Origin of the sequence: Rathayibacter sp. VKM Ac-2928, assembly GCF_022815545.1 — a bacterium.
In the GTDB taxonomy this organism is placed as follows: Bacteria; Actinomycetota; Actinomycetes; order Actinomycetales; family Microbacteriaceae; genus Rathayibacter; species Rathayibacter festucae.
This window is the reverse complement of sequence record NZ_JALGRU010000001.1, coordinates 914,240-933,777: the sequence shown is the minus strand read 5'-3', so window position 1 is coordinate 933,777 and position 19,538 is coordinate 914,240. Positions and strand designations below refer to the sequence as shown.

Here is a 19,538-nt window from a genome sequence, read left to right as displayed (position 1 = left end):
CTCAGGCTCCTTCAACTCGTAGAACGGACGTCACGGCGCCGACGAACCCGTGGGATTGGAGAGCGGTGACGGTGGCCGCCAGATCGGACTCTGCCGCGGCGTGCGTGCCGATGACCAGGGTAGCGGTCGGCTCGCGCCGCTCCGCACCGGTGTCGGCGAGGGGGTCGAGCACGGGCGGCGTCTGCACGAGCGTCTCGACGGAGACCCCGTGCTCAGCGAAGACGCCGGCGATCTGGGCGAGCACGCCGGGGCGGTCGAGCACCTCGAGCGTCACCTGGTAGCGGGTGGTGACGTGCCCGATCGGCAGCACCGGGAGCCCGGAGCTGGCGCTGGTGACGAGGCCCGGACCGCCGACGACGTGCCGGCGGGCGGCAGAGACGACGTCGCCGAGCACGGCCGAGGCGGTCTCGACGCCACCGGCTCCGGCGCCGTAGAACATCAGGCTGCCGGCGGCCTCCGCCTCGACGAAGACGGCGTTGTTCGCGCCATGCACGGCGGCGAGCGGGTGCGTGCGGTGCACGAGCGCGGGGTAGACCCGCGCCGAGACGCCCTCCTCCCCCGTCTTCGCGTCGACGAGTCGCTCGCAGATCGCGAGCAGCTTGATCACGTACCCCGAGGCGCGGGCCTGCTCGACCTGCTGCTGGGTGACGCCGGTGATCCCCTCGCGGTGCACCAGCGAGACCGGGACGTCGGTGTGGAAGGCGAGCCGCGCGAGGATCGCCGCCTTCTGCGCGGCGTCGTAGCCCTCGATGTCGGCGGTCGGATCGGCCTCGGCGTAGCCGAGCTCGGTGGCGAGCGCGAGCGCCTCCTCGAGCGTGGCGTGCTCGGTGTCCATCCGGTCGAGGATGAAGTTGGTGGTGCCGTTCACGATGCCGAGGATCCGGTGCACCCGGTCGCCGGCGAGGCTGTCGCGCAGCGGGCGGATGATCGGGATCGCCCCGGCCACCGCGGCCTCGTAGTTGAGCTGCGCGCCCACCTGGTCGGCGGCCTCGAACAACTCGTTGCCGTGCGCGGCGAGCAGCGCCTTGTTGGCGGTGATCACGTCGGCGCCCGAGGAGATCGCCTTGAGGATGTAGCTGCGCGCCGGCTCCAGGCCGCCGATCAGCTCGACGACGATGTCGGCGCCGAGGATCAGCGCCTCGGCGTCCGTGGTGAGGTACTCCCTCGGGATGTCCGCGGTGCGCGGTGCGTCCAGGTCCCGGACGGCCACGCCGGCGAGCTCCAGCGGCGCCCCCACGCGCTGGGCGAGCTCGTCGCCGTGGTCGAGCAGGAGGCGCGCCACCTGGGCACCGACGGACCCGGCGCCCAGCAGGGCGACGCGGAGGCTGCGGTACTCGATCATCGGAGGATGGCCTTTCGTTCGATGCCGGCATCGCGGCGGAGGAGGTCGTCCTCGGTCTCGCCGTGCACGATGACGCGCGCGACTCCGTCGCGGACGGCGACGACCGGGGGGCGGCCGAGGTGGTTGTAGTTGCTCGAGAGCGACCAGCAGTAGGCGCCGGTCGCGGCGACGGCGAGCAGGTCGCCCGGCTGCACGTCGGCGGGGAGGAAGTCGTCGTGGACGACGATGTCGCCCGACTCGCAGTGCTTCCCGGCCACGCGCACGAGGGCGGGCTCGGCGTCGGAGACGCGGTTGGCGATTCGCGCCGTGTAGTCCGCGCCGTAGAGGGCGGGCCGCGCGTTGTCGCTCATCCCGCCGTCGACGCTGACGTAGCGGCGCACGCCGTCCGTGCCGACCGCGACGTCCTTGATGGTGCCGACCTCGTAGAGGGTCAGCCCGGCGGGCCCGATCAGCGAGCGGCCCGGCTCGATGGCGATGTGCGGCACCGGGATCCCGCGGGTCGCGCACTGCTCGCCGACCGCGTCCGCGATCGCCGCGGCGATCTCGCCGATCGGGGTCGGGTCGTCGGCGCTCGTGTAGGCGATGCCGAAGCCGCCGCCGAGGTTGAGCTGCGGGACCGGGCCGTCGGCGAGAAGCCCCGCATGCACCGCGAGCAGGCGCGAGGCCGACTCGGCGAAGCCGGCCGAGCCGAAGATCTGCGAGCCGATGTGGCAGTGCAGGCCGAGGAAGCGCAGGCTCCCGTGCGAGCGGATCCGCGCGACGGCGTCCGGGCAGTCCTCGAGGGTGATGCCGAACTTCTGGTCCTCGTGCGCGGTGGCCAGGAAGCTGTGGGTGTGCGCGTGCACGCCGCTGTTCACCCGCAGCCGCACCGACTGGACGCGGCCGTGGCGCTCGGCCGCCGCGGCGACCCGCTCGATCTCGAGCACGCTGTCCAGGACGATCGCGCCGACGCCGGCCTCGACCGCCCGGTCGATCTCGGCGAGCGACTTGTTGTTGCCGTGCAGGCCCATGTGCTCGGGCTCGACGCCGGCGGCGAGCGCGACCGCGAGCTCTCCCCCGCTGCAGGTGTCGATGTTCAGGCCCTCGGCGCGCATCCAGCGCGCGACCTCGGTGGAGAGGAACGCCTTGCCGGCGTAGTAGACGGTGACGCCGGTGCCGATCCGGCCGAGCTCGCGCTCGAAGGCCTCGCGCGTCGCGACGGCGCGGCGGCGGGCGTCGTCCTCGTCGACGACGTAGAGCGGGGTGCCGAAGCGGGCGGCCAGCTCGGTGGCCGCGACGCCGGCGATCTCGAGACCGCCGTCCGCCGAGCGGAGCGTGCCGCCGGACCAGACGCCGTCGGCGAGCGCGTTCGCGTCCTCGGGGCGGTGCAGCCAGTCCGGAGCGAGGGGATGACGGGGGGCGCGGACGGGTGCGTCGGCGTGTGCCACGGGTGAGACCTCACAGGAGAGAGTGGGAGCGTCACTGCGTGGCGAGCGAGTCCGGATTGACCCCTGAAGCCAGCAAGATCCTTGAGAGTGCTGTCGGTGGCAGTGCTCTCGGTGCGCGCACTGCCGGCGTTCGGCCCGCGGGACACGCGGGCGCAGGGCTCCGATCCTACCGGTCGGGCGCTGCGCGTCCGTCCCGGGTCAGGAGCAGACGCCGGTCTCCTGCTGCGCCGGGTCGCTGAGGAACGTCGGAGAGAGGTCGAAGGAGGCGTCCAGCGAGTCGGCCGTCACGGTGACGTCGGTGAGCGCGAGCCCCTGCGGCACGGCGTCGGCGATGCAGACGGAGCGGGCGGCGAGCAGCCCCTCGGCCACGGCGCCGAAGCGGTCCTCGACGTCGGCGGCACTGATCGTGGTGCCGCCCGCCGTCACCTCGGACGGCGTCAGCTCGATCGCGCCGTCGGCCGCGCCGAGCTCGATGCCGACGCCCGCGGCGAGGGTGAGCCCGAGCACGTCGACCGAGGTGTTCACGCGCACCAGCGGCGGATCGAGCGTCACGCCGTCGATCGGCACCTGGCTCCGCGCTGCGACGAGCGTGCTGACCGAGTCGGGGTCGAGCGCCACGGTCACGCGTCCCGCCGCGAGCGGACCGTCGCCGCTCGCGGGGACGCCCTCGAGGGTCGCGTCGACATCGCCGTTCAGGTCGCCGAACGCGACGTCCTCGCTGCGGATGTCGAGCCGGTCGAGCGAGCCGGCGATCAGCTGCGGCAGCACCGCCCAGCCGGCGACCTCGACCTCGACGGGGTGGTCGGCGGGGAGCGAGAGCGCCTCCCGGATGCTCGACGCCGCGGTGTCGGCGACGGCGCGGCGGGCGAGCACGTCGCCGACGACGGCGGCCACCGCCAGCAGCACGATCACGATCACGGCGACGATCGCGATCCGGCGGCCGCGGCGCGGCGCACCGGCGTCGGCGGCGGTCACATCCGGTCCGGAGCGGTCACGCCGAGCAGCGAGAGCCCGTTGCGCAGGACCTGCGCAGTCGCGTCGTTCAGGCGCAGGCGGGTCGAGTGCACGGCCTCGATCGGGTCGTCGCCCTGCGGGACCACGCGGCAGTTGTCGTACCAGCGGTGGTACAGACCGGCGATCTCCTCGAGGTAGCGGGCCACGCGGTGCGGCTCGCGCAGCTCGGCGGCGAGGGCGACGATGCGCGGGAACTCCTGCAGTCCGCCCAGCAGCGCCGACTCGCTCGGGTGCACCAGCGTCTCGGGAGCGAACGGCTCGCGCGGCACGCCCGACGCCTCCGCCTTGGCCGCCACCTGACGGGTGCGGGCGTGCGCGTACTGCACGTAGTAGACGGGGTTGTCGTTGCTGCGCTTGGTGAGCAGGTCGAGGTCGATGTCGAGCGAGGAGTCGGCCGACGATCGCACCAGCGAGTAGCGCGCGGCGTCGACGCCCACGGCCTCGACCAGGTCCTCCATCGTCACGACGGTGCCCGCGCGCTTGGACATCCGGACCGCCTGCCCGTCGCGGAGCAGGTTGACGAGCTGGCCGATCAGGATCTCGAGGTTCACGCCCGGGGTGTCGCCGAAGGCCGCGCACATCGCCATCATCCGGCCGATGTAGCCGTGGTGGTCGGCGCCGAGCATGATGATCGCCCGGTCGAAGCCGCGCTCGCGCTTGTCGAGGTAGTAGGCGAGGTCGCCGGCGATGTAGGCCGCCTCGCCGTCGCTCTTGATGATGACGCGGTCGCGGTCGTCGCCGAAGTCCGTGGTGCGCAGCCAGGTCGCTCCGTCGGCCTCGAAGATGTGGCCGAGCTCGCGGAGACGCTCGATCGCCCGCTCGACAGCACGCGACTCGTGCAGCGAGTTCTCGTGGAAGTAGACGTCGAAGTCGACGCCGAACTCGTGCAGGCTCTGCTTGATCTCGCCGAACATCAGGTCGACGCCGATCGAGCGGAACGTCTCGTTCAGCTCGGCCTCGGGCAGGACCGAGAGGTCGCCCGGGTAGGCGGCGACGATGCGATCGGCGATGTCGGCGATGTACGCGCCGCCGTAGCCGTCCTCCGGAGTCGGCTCGCCGCGGTAGGCGGCCAGGACGCTTCGGGTGAAGCGGTCGATCTGCGCGCCGTGGTCGTTGAAGTAGTACTCGCGGGTCACCTCGGCGCCCTGCGCGATCAGCACGCGGGCGAGGCTGTCGCCGACGGCCGCCCAGCGGGTCCCGCCGATGTGGATCGGGCCGGTGGGGTTGGCCGAGACGAACTCGAGGTTCATCTTCAGACCGGAGTAGGCGGAGCCGGTGCCGTAGGCCTCGCCCGCGTCGACGATCGCGCCTGCGAGCGCGCCGGCGGCGGCGGCGTCGAGCCGGACGTTGAGGAACCCGGGGCCGGCGACCTCGACCGAGGCGACGCCGTCGACCGCGCCGAGGCCCTCGGCGAGCTCGGTCGCGAGCTCGCGCGGGTTCGCCCCGGCCTTCTTCGCGATCTTCATCGCGATGTTCGAGGCCCAGTCGCCGTGGTCGCGGTTCTTGGGCCGCTCGAGCACGACGTCGCCGAGCGCGACCTCGGCGTCGCTCCCTCGTCGCTGCACGGCGTCGAGGACGAGGGCGTGCAGGGAGGCGGCGAGCTGTTCGGGAGTCACGGGGCACGATTCTACCGGCCGGTCCCCACGCGCCTTCTTCCTCCGGATCGAGCAGCCCCTCTCCTTCTGCTGATCGAGTAGCCGACGCAGCCGGCGTATCGGGATCCCTCGCCGCCAGCACCCCACCCGCCCGCGCCCCGGCGCCCCGCCCGCCGCGATTGCTAGGGTGCAGCGCATGCGCCGACCCGCCTCCCTCGCCCTGATCGTCGCCGTCGCGGCCCTCGCCGGCTGCGCGTCGGCCGCGGATCCGGCGCCGAGCGCGAGCGACGCGGTCACCGGCACTCCGATTCCCGTCACGTGCGAGCAGCTCGTGCCCGCCTCCGCCCTGACCGGCCTCTGGGCGGGCTTCTCCCCCAGCGACGCGGTGGAGCCGACCGCGGTCTCCGCCGAGATCGCCGGCTACGACGGCCTGGTCTGCGGCTGGGCCGACTCCGAGGGCGCCGACTTCCAGCTCGCGGTCGCCCGGCTCGACCCGGCCGTCATCGAGGCCCTCAAGAACGAGTTCTTCACCACGAGCGAGGCCGTCCCGACCTACGGCCGGCCCCCGGAGATCGAGGGCTACTACGAGGTCGCCGACAGCCGCGGCATCGCGGACGCCTTCATCGGCGACTACTGGCTCGAGGCGTCGAGCGCGTCCTTCGTCGAGCCGGGCGACCCGGAGCCGCTCGTGCGCGCGGCGCTGGACGCCCTCGCCGGCTGACCGCCGCGGTCGGTGGGGCCGCTCAGCCCAGGCGCACCGGCGAGACGTGGTCGTCCTCGACGACCTCGTCGCAGGTCGCCTCGACGTTCATCGTCTCGAGCCGCAGGTCGGTGAGGTAGCTGCTGAGGAAGGCCGTGTCGGCCGTGTCCCGGCCGGAGGAGATGCGCAGCATCGACGGGCGCGGAGCGAGCCGGGTCGCGTCGACCACGTTCCAGGCCCCGTCGACCCAGGCCTCCGACACCGCGTGGAAGTCGCGCGGCTCGAGGCCGGGAGCGTAGACGGCGGTCACCCGCGCCGGGATGTCGAGCGCGCGGAGCAGCCCCACGACGGTGTGCGCGAAGTCGCGGCAGACACCCTGCCCGCTCTCGATCACCTGCGCGGCTCCCCCGGTCGCGACCGTCGAGCCGTAGACGTAGGAGAGGTGCGCGTGCACCCACTCCTCGACCGCGGCGAGCGCCTCGAAGCCCCGCGCCCGGCCGAACTCGCGCCGGGCGATGCCGCCGAGCGCGTCGGTCTCCGCGTAGCGGCTCGGCCGCAGGTACTCGACCAGCTCGAGCTCGCTCGGCTCGTCCGGCACGCCGCGCCCGGAGACGCGGCCGCGGTACTCCACCTGCATCGCCCCGGCGTTCGCCGCGACGCGGTGCACCCGCGCGCCGTGCCGCGCCGGGAACTCCCGCACCGGGACGGGCTCGCCGTCCAGCGTGACGGTGAACGAGTCCTCGAACCCATCTCCTGTCGGCGTCGCCGCCAGGAGGAAGATCAGGTCGGTCGGCCCGTTCAGTCGCAGGCCCAGCGAGGCGGAGACGGTGCGCAGCATGCCCCCATCGTGGCACGACCGCACGGCCCGCCAGGGCGTCCGGCGGCGCCCACCCCGGGTGCTAATGTTGACAGGCACTCCTGGCCCCCATAGCTCAGGGGATAGAGCACTGCCCTCCGGAGGCAGGGGCGTAGGTTCGAATCCTACTGGGGGCACCACTCTCGAAGGCCCGGAATCACGCGGTAAGCAGCGCGAGCCGGGCCTTCTTCGCTCCCGCTCGCCTTCTCCGACGGCCGCCTCGACCAGGTCGGGGTCCTCGGCTGATCAGCCTTCGCCGACGGCCGTGCGCCGCGGTCGCCGGAGACGCTCGACGGCGCCGAGCACCCGGGCGCGCACGGCCTCGGTCCTCCGCTCCGTGAGCGCGCCGAATGCCCAGCCCACGGCGCAGGCGAGGAGCGCGAGGGCGAGGACACCTGCCCAGCTCGCCGCGGACGGCGGCCACCAGGCCGACGCCGGCGGGAACAGCAGCGCGTGGAGCAGCATCAGCACGGGCACGTGCGTCGCGTAGAGCGAGAACGAGAACCCCGAGACCCAGGTGCCGCCGCGGAGCAGACGGTCGAGACCCTTCCCTGGAGTCCCCTCGGAGTGGCACAGCACGATGACGAGGGCCGCCGCCGCGATCGTCGTCGCCCACGTCGTCCAGCCGAGATCGTCCGGGCCGGCTTTCGCGAGCCGGTCGACCGACATCGCCGAGATCACGAGCAGGAGTACCAAACCGATCGAGGCGGCGGTGCCCTTCGGCCCGAGTCGGGAGAGGAACCGCGTGGCCGCCGCTCCCTTCCAGGCGACCGCCGTGCCGGCGAGCCAGGCCAGGAAGAGCCCCGTTCCCGCCGGCCCGAGAACGCAGACGATCACGACGCCGGCTGCGGCGCACAGCACTCGCCGCCGCCAGGAGCCGCGCGTGAGCCCGACGAGGAGCAACGGGAACAGCAGGTAGTAGCCGGCCTCGTAGCCGATCGACCAGAGCGGCTGGTCGGTGCCGAAGGGGCGGACCAGGTGCGGCTGGAGGAAGACCACGTTGCCCAGTGCCCCGAGAACACCGCCGTTCACCTGCGCGGAACCGCCCGGCGCGTACAGCGGCCGGTCCGCGAGGAAGGCGACGCCGACGGCGTCGAGGACGGCCGTGAGCACGAGGGCCGGGATCAGGACGAGCCACAGCCGGGTCAGGCGGGAGGTGAGGTACCTCGTCCAGCTGAAGGCATCGCGGGACAGAGCGCTGAGGACGGAGCCGCCGACGAAGAAGCCGCTCAGGACGAAGAAGACGATGACGGCGCCGTGACCGAGGGACGTCAGCGCATAGAGCGCACTGTCGACGGGGCCGAGCCGCGTCTCAGCAGCCGGGACCAGGAAGGCCTGCCGCACGTGGGCGACGAGGACGAGCAGGGCCGCGCAGGCGCGGACGGAGTCGAGGGCTCGGTAGGTCATCGCTGCCACTCCGACCGGTCACCCGGACGCGGCGGAACTCGCAGCGATGAAGGCGGGGGACGTCAGCAGGCTGCCGTATCGGCGGCAGCCCTCGAACGCAAGTCGCTGCCGACGGCGGAACTGGCGCGGGACGCGCGTCCGACGCTCTGCGTGACGGCGGCGTCAGGGGTTCAGATCGAACCTCTGCGCTCGGCGAGCGCACGTGGAGGAGCAGTACGGCTCCGCCGCGGGGTTCGTCTTCCTGCAGTACTCGCGGGACGTCGGATGAGAGCCCCGACGGAGCGGGCGAGGACCGAGTAGGGGCGAGAAAACTTGATGCGCTCCGAACCGGACGAAACAACGTCAACTGCGGTCCGACTCACCTTAGATCGAGCCGCGAGGCCGCATCGCGAGCTGGACCACCATCGAGATCGAAGCACCTCCGAGAAGCAGAACCGGGATGGATCCGAAAGCGTCGCTCGCACGCGACGTACGTGGATCAGTCGTCGTCGTTCGCGCAGTACCGGGAGCAGTACGGATCGGCAATCCGCGACAAGCGACGATGGCAGGCGTCGCAGCGTCGGGCGCGCCAGAAGGAGCTGATCAGGGTCGTCATCGTGAGCCTTCGGGTACGACACCGCGACCGCCGTGAGGCTGCGGGATTCGGGTTCCACAGGTCGCTCGGGAGGTGTCTTCACCGGATCATACGTTCCGTCTGCGCCTCGATCAAGAAGCCCGACGAAGTTCCCGGCCACACCTCACCTCCGCGCCACCTAAGCGCGGGATCGGATTACCGAACGATGACGATTTTTCCTAAATCAGTCGCCAGCTCCTGAGCCATGTGGTCGTAGCCTGCCGTATTCGGATGACCGACCTCGATGTTGACCCACTCGGACTGTGACTTCGTCGGGAACCAGCGCTCATACAGCGGGCTGATGAAAGCGATGCGATGATCGCGTGCGTACTTCTCAAGAACGCCGTTGACGTAGCGCTTGTTGGCATTAGAATTTGTCGAGACCGAGACCGGGCCGAGCATTACGAGCTGCGCCGAAGGAAACCGGTCTTTTAGAGCGTTCACCGTCACATCGACCGCCTCTGCGAGGCCAGCGTTTTCCACGTTCTGGTCATTCGAGCCACCTTGAAGAAGGACGAGCTGAAATTCATCCCCGTAGCTCAGGCGCTCGATGCGCTGCAAGAAGGTGCCCTGCCCATCGTTCCCCGAGTTGAGGTATCCCGTCGAGCCAACTCCCTCGACCGCTAAGTCCCAGCTCGGGAGATAGCGGGGCAGCACTCGTGCGAAACCATCGGTTGCCGGATCGGTGGAGCCGTAGCCCGCGGTGTAAGAGTCACCGAAGACAAGCACGCGCGGCCGTGAAGGCAGCACAATCGGATCTGGGGGTTCGACCGGCGGCACGGCAGCGGTCGGTGAAAAGGTCGCTCCGAGGGGAATCTCAACGGCCGAGCGATCGTCCGGCAAGAGGAAGACGACCGCCGTTCCGGTGACAGCGAGCGCCGCCACGATGGCCGCGGTCCGCATCGCCTTACTCCCCCGGAGCTGCGACAAAGCGCTCGGACGACTCAAGATAATCCCCTCGATTGAATGAGCCAGACGCTAGCGGAGGGGTACGCCGCGCCAGAAACTGTCGAGTTTGGCTGTACCAGCCATGTTGTCCACGCTGCCCGCGCTGAGGCGGGAATTCCGCGTCGCGCCGAGTTCTGTAGTACGGCGGAGATCGCCCGCGCAGCGTCGTGGACGGACGGCTCTTTGGCCGGCGTAAGCGGCATGATCCCCCCTACGCGGTTGGTGGGCGCCGACTCCTGGCCACCGGTTTCAGTATTCATCTCACTTCCCGACTGGCTCCAGCTCGGTCACCACGCGTGTGGCGATTTGCGACCAACGTCCCGACCCGACGGGCGAGGCGATGAGAGGGCCGTTCGATGATCTGGTGAAATAACCAGCCCGCGAGTAGCGATAAAGGTAGGGCCAGAAAGATCGTCAGGGGTGACCTATTGGGCCCGAGCGCCGAGCCGACAGTCACGACAATCGGTTCGTGGACGAGATACAGACTGAATGAGATTCTTCCGAGCCATTGCAGCGTCCTACGGCTTAAAAACGCCCGCGCTGGAGCCCAGACGACTGAAAGGACGAAGACGATCAGGATGCCCGCGATGGATGTGCCCTGGGCAGCTGAAGAGAGTATCGACGGCAGCCCGAGCGGCAGAAGGGTCCACTTGAGAGTGAGGAACAGCAACGCGACAACTAACAGCGACCAGCCGAGGAGGTCCGTCAGACCCCAGCTCAGTAACCGCTGCACGACGGCATCGATCCGAGCCCAGTTAGCGGCCAGCACGCTGCCCAGGAAGAACATCGGCAGGAGGAAAACCGCGCGCAGATCGAGCAGCGCACCAAGGACGATGACGGCCAGCAACGCGCTGGCGAGCGCCGGCCACCAACGGGTCGGCCGCCCGAAGGCGACCAGCGCAAAAGGGAGAAGTAGTGAGTAAAGAACTTCCCACTGCAGTGACCAGAGCGGTGTATTCAGCGTCGAGCCGCCGAAGACGAGCGCCGCGTCGATCAGTGTCTCCCCGAACGGCTGGTTGTTGTGCCGATCCATCCATGCGCCAGCCGAGGCGTCGGGCCGCACCACGACCAGCGTGAGGACGGCGGCTATCGCGAGCGCCGCCCAAGCCGGTAGGTAGATGCGGATCAGTCGGCGCGGATAGTAGGCCACAGCATCGAAGCCCCGGCCTGACACGAAGGGGAGCGTCAAAACGAAACCGCTCAAGATGAAGAACAGCCACACTGCTTCGGTGCCGATCCACGCGACGTGCAGAGGCGTGAACTTGAGGAGATCGACGACGAGAGAGTGCTCGCCCGGATCGCCCGAGGCCAGCGCAGGTACCACGAGGAGGCAGTGATGAATCACAACGACGAGGGCTGCGACCCCGCGCAGACCGTCCAGTGACTTGAATCGCTGCGGCTTCATCTCTTCCCGACTTTTCGATTGCTCGACCACCTGGAATCCCCCCACTGAGTTCGCCGAGGTTATCGGGAGCGCGGTCCGCGAGGAGGGGTGTGTCATGAAGTGCACCCCTGACTGGTGACAGGCGGGCGGGTCGACGGGGCCTTCAGTCGTCGTCGTGAGCGCAGCGAGTTGAGCAGTAGGGGTCGAACAGGCGCCGTGGCGCGAGACCGCACGCTGCGCAGAGGAGAGGCGGGCGCAGTCCGGGTATCAGCGAGCGGAGTCGTTCGGCGAGGTGTTTCGGGGTCACGAGAACCACCTTTTCGGTGACGTCGCGAGCTGCCGAGGGGAAGCCGGACCGCGCTTCGGGTGCGCGGACGCTCGCCGGGAGACGTCGTGTCCTATTCGTACCCCCGCCGGGCCCGGATTGGTTCGGGACGGCAGGGAAACCGGAAATTTCACCTCGTGAACGTGTCGAATTGGCCCGTGTTGCAACACGCCGTCCCTTCCTCGAAGCTCGGAGCCCCGCACCGGGGACAGTGCGCGACCGCCACCCGCGCCGCCGAAACGCGCTCGGCGCACACCGCGTTCCTGAGAGCGGCGTCGTAGGGTGAGCCCGTGAAGATCCTTGTCGTCGAAGACGATCCAGCCATGGGCGAAGCACTCGTGGGCGGCCTAGAAGACGCCGGCTACGAGGCGGAGCTGACGACGAACGGCATCGACGCGCTCGTCGCGTTCAGCAACGCCGAGTTCTCGGCCGCCATCGTCGACGTGATGCTCCCCGCGATGTCGGGCTTCGAGATCTGCCGGCGCATCCGCGAGCTGGGCCGCTCCACGCCGATCCTGCTGCTCACGGCGCGCGACTCCGTCGAGGACCGCGTCTTCGGCCTGGACGCCGGCGCCGACGACTACCTGACGAAGCCGTTCGCGTTCACCGAGCTGAACGCGCGGCTGCGGGCGCTGCTGCGGCGGAGCCCCTCGCTGATGTCCACCTCCATCGAGGTCGGCCGCATCACGGTGGACGGGTCGAGCATCCGCCGCACCGCGGACAACACGCGCATCCACGTCAGCCCGAAGGAGCTCGAGCTGCTGAAGCTGCTGATCTCGCCGGTCGGCTCGGTCGTCACCCGCCAGCGCATCCTCTCCGAGATCTGGGGCGGTGGCGAGATCGTCGACAACAACATCGTCGACCAGTACGTCAGCTACCTGCGCAAGAAGCTGCCCGCCGAGGACACCGGGGTCAGCATCGTCACGGTGCGCGGCAAGGGCTACTTCCTCCGCCCGGTCGAGTAGCCGCATGGCCGCCCCGAGCCCACTCGCCGCGGCGCGTGCCGCGAGGCGGCGCTCGGGAGCCCTGTCGATCCGCGCCAGGATCACCGTCGGCTCCGTCGCCGTCGCGACCGTGCTCTTCGCCCTCGCGGCGATGCTCTTCTACCAGGTCGTCACCGGCATCGTCGAGCGCAGCGAGCGGACGATCCTCGTCTCGATCGAGGACGAGATCCGGCGCGACATCGCGGCAGGCGACGTCCCCCGGGTCCGGGACTCCTCCACGGGGCAGCTCTACCTCGCGATCACCCCGGACGGCGGGATCGACGCGACCACCATGCCGACCGAGGTGCGCCGCTCGGTGCAGGCGGAGCTGCGCGACCGCGCGGCCGACGCGGTGCCGCGCTACACCGAGGTCGCCACCGCCACCACGCGCTACCTGGTGCGCATCACCGCGGTGGAGGGCGAGGACGGCACCTGGAGCGTCGCCACCGCCCGCGACCAGGCCGCGTCGCAGCTGGTGCTCGACGACTTCGCGCACGTGCTGGTCTACGCGGCGATCTTCCTCGTCGTCACCTTCGGGCTCGCCTCCTGGATCCTCACCGGAGCGGCTCTGGCGCCGGTGCGCCGGATGCGCGCGCGCGCCGACCAGATCGCCGCCGACCCCACTCCCGGCGATCAGCTGCCGGTCGTCGGCACCCGCGACGAGATCGACGAGCTCGCCGAGACGCTCAACGCGTTCCTCGCCAAGCAGACGGCCTCCCTGGCGCGGGAGAAGCAGATGGTCTCGGACGCCAGCCACGAGCTGCGGACGCCGCTCGCCGCGCTCTCGGCCCAGCTCGAGATCGCGCACCACCGCGTGGAGGACCCGGTCGCCGTCGACCGCGTGATCCTCGACGCGCAGAAGAGCGTCGACCGCCTGGTCCGCCTCGCCTCCGCACTGCTGGACATCTCCCGGATCGAGAGCCGGTCGGCCCGGCCCGCGTCGCCCTTCGCCGAGCTGGTCGACGAGCTGGTCGGCGCGGTCGACCGCACCCGGCTGCTCGCGGCCGAGTCGGACGTCGAGATCGACTACGAGATCGACGAGCGCGAGCCCGCTCGGCTCTACGCCGTCGCCACCCAGGACTTCGGCCGGGTGATCGACAACCTCGTCCGCAACGCGATCCAGGCGATCGGCCACGGCGGGACGATCGTCGCGGCGCTCGCACAGAAGGACGGCCGGCTGCTGCTGACGGTCTCCGACGACGGCCCGGGCATGCCGGCCGAGTTCATCCCGGTCGCCTTCGACCGCTTCTCCCGTCCCGACGACTCGCGGACGATCGCCTCCGGCGGCAGCGGCCTGGGTCTCGCCCTCGTGCACACCACGGTGCTCTCCGGCGGCGGGACCGTGGCGCTCTCCAACCGGGAGCCGCACGGTCTCGCGGTCGACATCGTCCTGCCTCCAGTGGGCTCCGCCGCCCACTGAGGCGACGGCCCGGCAGACGGACCCGCCCGGTCGCTACGGCACGGACGCGACGAAGGCCCCCGGATCGCTCCGGGGGCCTTCGAGGTGGGTCAGCGCCGTTCGTCCTCCGGACGGATCGGCACGGGCTCCGCGTTCGCGGGCGGCGGCGACCAGACCGGCGCCTCCGACTCGGCGGGGGTGCCGTCGAGCAGGTTGCGCGCGCGGTTCACCACCTCGGGGTCGACGATCACCGAGTAGCTGGTGGCGATGACCTGCATCGTCGAGGTGAAGTCCCGGCGGCGGCGGTTCACCGCGTAGGAGGCGAGGCCGAAGAGCATGCCGAAGCCGGCGCCGAGCAGCACGGCCGCGATGAGGAAGGAGAACTCGGTGGCCGGCGAGAAGATGATCAGCAGCAGGCCGAGGAAGACACCGAGCCAGGCGCCCGAGGCGGCGCCGGCCAGGGCGACGCGGCCCCAGGTGAGCTTGCCGGTGACGCGCTCGACGCTCTTGAGGTCGTTGCCGAGGATGGCCAGCTGCTTGACCGGGAAGTCGGCCCGCGCGAGGACGTCGACGGCCTGCTGCGCCTTCTCGTAGGTGTCGAAGGTGGCGAGGATCTCGCCGCGCGGGATCGTCGGGGAGGCGGCGCCCCGGCGGTTGTTCATGGGCATCTGCTGAGTCACCTGCTCAGACTGTCACAGAGGACTTGGAGCATTCTGGACACGGATCGGGAGCTTCCCGAGCGCCCGGTGGGAGCGCCGGACCCCGCGCTCGGCTTCCGCAGGGGCGCCCGGGTCTAGGTTGGTAGCCGTGAGTTCCGCCAGAGTCTTCGTAGCGCGCTTGGCCGGCTGCAGCGTCTTCGACCCGGCGGGCGATCGCGTCGGCAAGGTCCGCGACGTGCTGCTCGTGCACCGTCAGAACGACGCGCCGCGCGTGGTCGGCCTCGTCGTCGAGATCCCCGGCCGCCGCCGGGTGTTCGTCTCGATCGGGCGGGTCACCAGCATCGGCAGCGGGCAGATCATCACGACCGGTCTGATCAACGTGCGCCGCTTCGAGCAGCGCGGCGGCGAGGTCCGCGTCATCGCCGAGCTGCTCGGCAGGAGGATGACCTTCGTCGACGGCTCGGGCGACGCGATCGTCGAGGACGTCGCGATCGAGGAGGTCGGGCCGGGCGAGTGGGAGCTCGCGCAGCTCTTCGTCCGCCGCCCGAAGACCAGCCCCTCCCCCTTCGCCAAGGGCGCCACGACGTTCGCCGGCTGGCGCGAGGTCCGCGAGAGCGTGTCCACCGAGGCGCAGTCGGCCGAGCAGTACGTGGCGAGCCTCTCCGAGCTCAAGCCCGCCGACCTCGCCAGCACCCTCCTCGACCTGCCGCAGCAGCGGATGCTCGAGGTCGCGGGCGAGCTCTCCGACGACCGGCTCGCCGATGTCCTCGAGGAGATGCCCGAGAGCGAGCAGGTCGAGATCCTCGGCCGGCTCGACGACGACCGCGCGGCCGACGTCCTCGACCAGATGCAGCCGGACGACGCGGCCGACCTGATCGCGCAGCTCTCGGACGAGCGCGGCGAGGCGCTCCTCGAGCTGATGGAGCCGGAGGAGGCGGACGACGTCCGCATGCTGCTCTCCTACGCGCCCGAGTCGGCCGGTGGACTGATGACGACCGAGCCGATCATCGTCTCGTCCGAGGCGACCGTGGCCGAGGGCCTCGCGATGATCCGCCGCCACGAGCTGGCCCCGGCGCTCGGCGCCGCGGTCTGCGTCACTCTGCCGCCGTACGAGCCGCCGACCGGCCGCTTCCTCGGCATGGTGCACTTCCAGCGGATGCTCCGCTACCCGCCGCACGAGCGCCTCGGCACCCTGCTCGACCAGAGCCTGGACCCGATCACCCCGGACACCTCCGCGGCCGAGGTCGCCCGCATCCTCGCGAGCTACAACCTCGTCTCGGTGCCGGTCGTGGACGAGTCGCACCGCCTGGTCGGCGTCGTCACGATCGACGACGTGCTCGACTACCTCCTCCCCGACGACTGGCGCAGCCACGACGGCGACGACGAACCGCGCGTGCCGGTGAGCACGACGACCCAGGGCATACCGATCGCGCCGCCCGCGGCGGCGACCAGCAGGTTCAGGGCAGGACGACGAGGACGGAGGGGTGCGCGTGGCTAGGGACACCAAGCAGGATCGACGGCTCGACGCCCCGAAGGGCCTGCGCACGCGGGTGCTCCCCCGGCGCAACCGGCAGAGCAGCGACCGCTTCGGCCGCCTGACCGAATCCTTCGCCCGCGGCATGGGCACGCCGTGGTTCCTCGTCGGCATGACGATCTTCTGCGTGTTCTGGCTGCTGTTCAACACCTACGGCCCCGAGGAGTCGCGCTTCGACTCCCAGGCTCTGGGCTTCACGGTGCTCACGCTGATCCTGTCCCTGCAGGCCTCCTACGCGGCGCCCCTGCTGCTGCTCGCGCAGAACCGCCAGGACGACCGCGACCGCGTGCAGATCGAGCAGGACCGCCAGCGCGCCGAGCGCAACCTCGCCGACACGGAGTATCTGGCTCGCGAAGTCGTCGCGCTCCGCCTGGCGATCCGGGACATGGCGAGCAAGGACTTCATCCGCTCCGAGCTGCGCAGCCTCGTCGAGGAGCTCGAGAAGGATCGGGCGGAGTCGATCGCGAGCGAGCGGCGCGATGCCTGACGACGCCGTGACGGGTCCGGCGGATCCCGCCGCTCTCGAGAGCGCGGTGCTCGCGGCGCTCGCGCGGGTCATCGATCCCGAGATCCGGAAGCCCATCACCGAGCTCGACATGGTCGACGCGGTGACGGTGGGCGAGGACGGCGTGGTGACCGTCGCCATCCGGCTGACGATCGTCGGCTGCCCGGCCGCGTCCGCGATCGAGCGCGATGTCCGCGCGGCGGCGGAGTCTGCGGCGGGCTCCGCCGCGGTGCGGGTCGAGGTCGGCGTGATGACGCCGGCGCAGCGCACGGCTCTGACCGAGCGGCTGCGCGGCGGGCGGCGCGAGATGCCGTTCGGCCCGGACTCGCTGACGCGGGTCTACGCGGTGACCAGCGGCAAGGGCGGGGTCGGCAAGTCGACCGTCACCGCGAATCTGGCGGTGGCCCTGGCCCGGCGCGGGCTCGCGGTCGGGCTGGTCGACGCCGACGTGCACGGCTTCTCCATCCCGGGGCTGCTCGGACTGATGCACGACGGCCGCGTCGCGGGGCCGACGCGCGTCGGCGAGCTGATGCTCCCCCCGGTCGCGCACGGCGTGAAGGTGATCTCGATCGGGATGTTCCTCGAGGGCGACACCCGCGGCGCGGCCGTCTCCTGGCGGGGACCGATGCTGCACCGCACCATCTCGCAGTTCCTCACCGACGTGTACTTCGGCGACCTGGACGTGCTGCTGCTCGATCTGCCGCCGGGCACGGGCGACGTCGCCATCTCGATCGGGCAGCTCCTGCCGCACGCGGAGGTGCTGATCGTGACGACTCCGCAGCCGGCCGCCGCCGACGTGGCGGAGCGCAGCGGTGCGCTCGCCCGGCAGTCGGGGCAGCGCATCGTCGGCGTGGTCGAGAACATGTCCGGGCTGCCGCAGCCCGACGGGTCGGTGCTCGAGCTCTTCGGCAGCGGCGGCGGGGCCGAGGTGGCCCGCCGGCTCAGCGCGAGCGGTGAGGACGTGCCGCTGCTCGCCTCGCTGCCGATCAGCGTGGCACTGCGGGCGGGCGGCGACGACGGGCTTCCGGTCGTCATCGGCGATCCGGAGGACCCGGCCGCCGTCGCGATCACGGAACTGGCCCGGACGCTCGCCTCGCGGCCACGTAATCTGACGGGCCGGCGCCTCCCGATGTCGGTCGGCTGAGGCCTTCAACGCAGGCCCAGACTGAGGTGGGTCTCGATACGCCCGCTCCGCGGCCTGCTCGACCAGCATGAGGGAGCCCGCTGCGCGGGCAGCTCGACCTGCAGGCAAGGACCGCACTGCGGGCTGCTCGACCAGCAGGCAAGGGCCGCACTGCGGGCTGCTCGACCGGCCGCAACCGAGGGAAGTGCCGCAACCATGCCGGTCGAGTAGCCCCGCAGGGGCGTATCGAGACCCGCTGTCGTCAGCACTTCGGCCGACGGGAGCGCGTCAGGTGGCTTCGAGGTCGATGGGCGGCGGCGCCACCGTCGAGAGCTCGCCGGCTCCGGCCGAGCGCTTCATCGTCGTGTAGTAGCTGTCCGCCGTCGAGGCGCCGCCGCCCGCGGTGACGGGCGCGGAGACCGCCGAGGGCGGCTTGACCGTGGGGGCCGGCTCGTCCTCGAGCAGGGCGTCGCGGATGATGCGCCGCGGGTCGTACTGCCGCGGATCGAGCTTGCGCCAGTCGACCTCGTCGAACTCGTCGCCCATCTCGTCCTTCACGCGCTCGCGCGCCTGCGTGGCGAATCCGCGGACCTTCCGCACCAGCGCAGCGAGCTGCGAGGCGTAGTAGGGGAGGCGGTCAGGGCCCAGCACGAAGACGGCGATGACTCCGATGATGAGGAGCTTGTCGAACGTCAAACCGAACACGGGACCACCCTAGTCCGCCGCGCCTGCGCCGACGACCGCACGGACCCCCGTACCCTGGCGATGCGCAGGCGCGATCCGCCCGCCGCGACCCCCACCAGAGGAGCCCGCCCGTGTCCGACAAGGATGCCAACTGGAAGTACGCCGAGGACGCCGTCGTCGAGCCCGAGGCCATCGCCTCCGCCCGCCGGCTCGCCGTCGAGCTGGGCATCGACGCGATCGCGCCCTCGATCGGAGCGCAGTCCGCGCTCGTCGCGGCGGCCGCCCGGGCGACGTCGATCATCGAGATCGGAACCGGCACCGGCGTGAGCGGACTCTGGCTGCTCGACGGCGCCCCCGAGGCCATGCTCACCTCGATCGACTCGGAGGCGGTGCACCAGCAGCACGCCCGCGCGCAGTTCCACGAGGCCGGCATCTCGCCGAACCGGCTGCGCCTCATCCCCGGCCGCGCCCTCGAGGTGCTCCCGCGGATGAACGAGAACTCCTACGACATCGTCTTCGTCGACGGCGACCCGCTGCAGGTCATCGAGAACGTCGAGCACGCGCTGCGCCTCGTCCGCGTCGGCGGCACCGTGCTCGTGCCGCACGCTCTCTGGCGCGGCCGCGTCTCGAACCCCGCGCAGCGCGACGAGATCGCCTCCGCCTTCCGCACGCTGGTCGCCGAGGTCTGCGGCTCGCCGGCCGTGGTCAGCGTGCTGTCGCCGATCGGCGACGGGCTGCTGCAGGCGAACAAGCGCCGCGCGTAGCACGGATCCGACTCGGGAACGAGGGAACGCCCGTCGCATCGGATGCGGCGGGCGTTCTCGACGGTGCTGGTGGGTCAGGCTGGAGTCACCACCGACGCGAGAGCGTCGTGGAGTTCTTTCGCCTCTGCATCGTTGACTGAGACGACGAGGCGTCCGCCGCCTTCGAGCGGAACGCGCACGACGATGAGTCGCCCCTCCTTAACAGCCTCCATCGGTCCGTCTCCGGTCCTCGGCTTCATGGCCGCCATAGAGTTCCCCTTTCGTGACGTATCCGTC

Annotated in this window: 18 protein-coding genes and 1 tRNA gene; 8 read left to right on the top strand and 11 right to left on the bottom strand. The window is 71.0% G+C overall.

Annotated features, from left to right (window positions below):
* Position 1 precedes the first annotated feature (1 nt).
* The 4 genes from MT350_RS04410 to argS all read right to left on the bottom strand — a co-directional run bounded on the left by MT350_RS04410 (position 2) and on the right by argS (position 5,399).
* On the bottom strand, positions 2–1,342 hold the full coding sequence (locus MT350_RS04410) for a homoserine dehydrogenase (RefSeq protein WP_123445472.1): 1,341 nt from the start codon (positions 1,340–1,342) through the stop codon (positions 2–4).
* Entirely contained in the window at positions 1,339–2,769 is a 1,431-nt protein-coding gene (gene lysA / locus MT350_RS04405) for a diaminopimelate decarboxylase (protein WP_243615450.1), read from the bottom strand. Before lysA ends, MT350_RS04410 begins: the two co-directional genes overlap by 4 nt.
* Positions 2,770–2,967: 198 nt before the next feature.
* Positions 2,968–3,744 carry a DUF2993 domain-containing protein gene (locus tag MT350_RS04400; RefSeq protein WP_243615449.1) on the bottom strand — a complete coding sequence of 259 codons (777 nt, stop codon included), beginning with the start codon at positions 3,742–3,744 and terminating at the stop codon, positions 2,968–2,970.
* Entirely contained in the window at positions 3,741–5,399 is a 1,659-nt protein-coding gene (argS, locus tag MT350_RS04395) for an arginine--tRNA ligase (protein ID WP_243615448.1), read from the bottom strand. The genes MT350_RS04400 and argS overlap by 4 nt, the downstream gene beginning before the upstream one ends.
* Before the next feature lie 175 nt (positions 5,400–5,574).
* On the opposite strand from argS, the gene MT350_RS04390 reads away from it, so the two are divergent.
* Entirely contained in the window at positions 5,575–6,099 is a 525-nt protein-coding gene (locus tag MT350_RS04390) for a hypothetical protein (RefSeq protein ID WP_243615447.1), read from the top strand.
* A 22-nt stretch (positions 6,100–6,121) separates the two neighbouring features.
* Here MT350_RS04390 and MT350_RS04385 read toward each other — a convergent pair whose 3' ends face one another.
* On the bottom strand, positions 6,122–6,916 hold the full coding sequence (locus tag MT350_RS04385; protein WP_243615446.1) for a transglutaminase family protein: 795 nt from the start codon (positions 6,914–6,916) through the stop codon (positions 6,122–6,124).
* Between the two features lie 83 nt (positions 6,917–6,999).
* Here MT350_RS04385 and MT350_RS04380 point away from each other — a divergent pair.
* Positions 7,000–7,074, top strand: a tRNA-Arg gene (locus MT350_RS04380).
* Positions 7,075–7,180: 106 nt separating this feature from the next.
* On the opposite strand, the gene MT350_RS04375 is transcribed toward MT350_RS04380, so the two are convergent.
* The 3 genes from MT350_RS04375 to MT350_RS04365 all read right to left on the bottom strand — a co-directional run bounded on the left by MT350_RS04375 (position 7,181) and on the right by MT350_RS04365 (position 11,337).
* Positions 7,181–8,341, bottom strand: a complete 1,161-nt coding sequence (locus MT350_RS04375; protein WP_243615445.1) for an acyltransferase — start codon at positions 8,339–8,341, stop codon at positions 7,181–7,183.
* A 769-nt stretch (positions 8,342–9,110) separates the two neighbouring features.
* The gene (locus MT350_RS04370) at positions 9,111–9,857 is read right to left on the bottom strand and encodes an SGNH/GDSL hydrolase family protein (RefSeq protein WP_243615444.1); all 747 of its coding nucleotides are present in this window, start codon (positions 9,855–9,857) and stop codon (positions 9,111–9,113) included.
* Between the two features lie 301 nt (positions 9,858–10,158).
* Positions 10,159–11,337 carry an acyltransferase gene (locus MT350_RS04365; protein ID WP_243615443.1) on the bottom strand — a complete coding sequence of 393 codons (1,179 nt, stop codon included), beginning with the start codon at positions 11,335–11,337 and terminating at the stop codon, positions 10,159–10,161.
* 564 nt (positions 11,338–11,901) lie between these two features.
* Between MT350_RS04365 and MT350_RS20370 the strand changes: the two genes are divergently transcribed.
* Positions 11,902–12,576: a response regulator transcription factor gene (locus MT350_RS20370; protein ID WP_260300519.1), complete on the top strand. Its 675-nt coding sequence runs from the start codon at positions 11,902–11,904 to the stop codon at positions 12,574–12,576.
* A 4-nt stretch (positions 12,577–12,580) separates the two neighbouring features.
* The gene (locus MT350_RS04355) at positions 12,581–14,014 is read left to right on the top strand and encodes a cell wall metabolism sensor histidine kinase WalK (protein WP_243615442.1); all 1,434 of its coding nucleotides are present in this window, start codon (positions 12,581–12,583) and stop codon (positions 14,012–14,014) included.
* An 89-nt stretch (positions 14,015–14,103) separates the two neighbouring features.
* On the opposite strand, the gene MT350_RS04350 is transcribed toward MT350_RS04355, so the two are convergent.
* Positions 14,104–14,655, bottom strand: a complete 552-nt coding sequence (locus MT350_RS04350) for a general stress protein (protein WP_207901626.1) — start codon at positions 14,653–14,655, stop codon at positions 14,104–14,106.
* 145 nt (positions 14,656–14,800) lie between these two features.
* Here MT350_RS04350 and MT350_RS04345 point away from each other — a divergent pair, with 145 nt between their 5' ends.
* Genes MT350_RS04345 through MT350_RS04335 form a run of 3 tightly spaced genes read left to right on the top strand, consistent with a single transcriptional unit; the run spans position 14,801 to position 17,835 of the window.
* The gene (locus MT350_RS04345) at positions 14,801–16,150 is read left to right on the top strand and encodes a magnesium transporter MgtE N-terminal domain-containing protein (protein ID WP_123735327.1); all 1,350 of its coding nucleotides are present in this window, start codon (positions 14,801–14,803) and stop codon (positions 16,148–16,150) included.
* Positions 16,143–16,673: a DUF1003 domain-containing protein gene (locus tag MT350_RS04340; protein ID WP_123445981.1), complete on the top strand. Its 531-nt coding sequence runs from the start codon at positions 16,143–16,145 to the stop codon at positions 16,671–16,673. Before MT350_RS04345 ends, MT350_RS04340 begins: the two co-directional genes overlap by 8 nt.
* On the top strand, positions 16,666–17,835 hold the full coding sequence (locus MT350_RS04335; protein ID WP_243615441.1) for an Mrp/NBP35 family ATP-binding protein: 1,170 nt from the start codon (positions 16,666–16,668) through the stop codon (positions 17,833–17,835). Before MT350_RS04340 ends, MT350_RS04335 begins: the two co-directional genes overlap by 8 nt.
* Before the next feature lie 267 nt (positions 17,836–18,102).
* Here MT350_RS04335 and MT350_RS04330 read toward each other — a convergent pair whose 3' ends face one another.
* The gene (locus MT350_RS04330) at positions 18,103–18,519 is read right to left on the bottom strand and encodes a Sec-independent protein translocase TatB (RefSeq protein WP_123445460.1); all 417 of its coding nucleotides are present in this window, start codon (positions 18,517–18,519) and stop codon (positions 18,103–18,105) included.
* A gap of 110 nt (positions 18,520–18,629) precedes the next feature.
* Between MT350_RS04330 and MT350_RS04325 the strand changes: the two genes are divergently transcribed.
* Positions 18,630–19,262 (top strand): O-methyltransferase, encoded by a 633-nt coding sequence (locus MT350_RS04325; protein ID WP_123702830.1) that lies wholly within the window; start codon positions 18,630–18,632, stop codon positions 19,260–19,262.
* 74 nt (positions 19,263–19,336) lie between these two features.
* Here MT350_RS04325 and MT350_RS04320 read toward each other — a convergent pair whose 3' ends face one another.
* Positions 19,337–19,510 (bottom strand): DUF3117 domain-containing protein, encoded by a 174-nt coding sequence (locus MT350_RS04320; protein ID WP_077221916.1) that lies wholly within the window; start codon positions 19,508–19,510, stop codon positions 19,337–19,339.
* Between the last annotated feature and the right edge of the window lie 28 nt (positions 19,511–19,538).